The sequence below is a fragment of the Sulfitobacter sp. UBA4523 genome, assembly GCF_002388305.1.
Lineage (GTDB): Bacteria > Pseudomonadota > Alphaproteobacteria > Rhodobacterales > Rhodobacteraceae > Sulfitobacter > Sulfitobacter pontiacus.
This window is the reverse complement of sequence record NZ_DGMH01000007.1, coordinates 1-422: the sequence shown is the minus strand read 5'-3', so window position 1 is coordinate 422 and position 422 is coordinate 1. Positions and strand designations below refer to the sequence as shown.

The 422-nt window shown below is 60.9% G+C and carries 1 protein-coding gene; it reads left to right on the top strand.

Going from position 1 to position 422, the window contains the following annotated elements:
* On the top strand, positions 1-245 hold a 245-nt coding region (locus B3849_RS00965), incomplete at its 5' end, for an antifreeze protein (RefSeq protein WP_286779708.1).
* Between the last annotated feature and the right edge of the window lie 177 nt (positions 246-422).

The window sequence follows — 422 nt, the reverse complement described above, 5'->3', positions numbered from 1 at the left end:
CCAAGCTGATGATCGACACCCAAGCCGTTATGACGCTTAGACTTTTGGGGATGGCCGGTGCCCTCCCCCAGACCCGCGGAGAGAACGCCCGCATGGTGAATGAAAAAGGCCCCGCCATGGCCAAAGCCTATCAGGCGGCCACCAAAGCCGCCTTTGCCGGGGGCACGCCCGACCAGATTTTCTCGGCCGCGATGGTGCCGGTCAGCAAAAAGGTTAGCGCCAACCGCAAGCGACTGACCAAATAAGCCTGCGACGAAAGCGACATATGCGCGTCGCGCAAGGCTCAGCCCCTTGAACCCGCGCGAAAACATGACACCTTAGGGAACACCCCCAAAGGACGATGTTATGGCCTACGCCCACTCTGACAGTCTGCCCGAGCGCAAAGACGCCTATCTTGCCAATCCCGCGCCCAACGTGCGCGA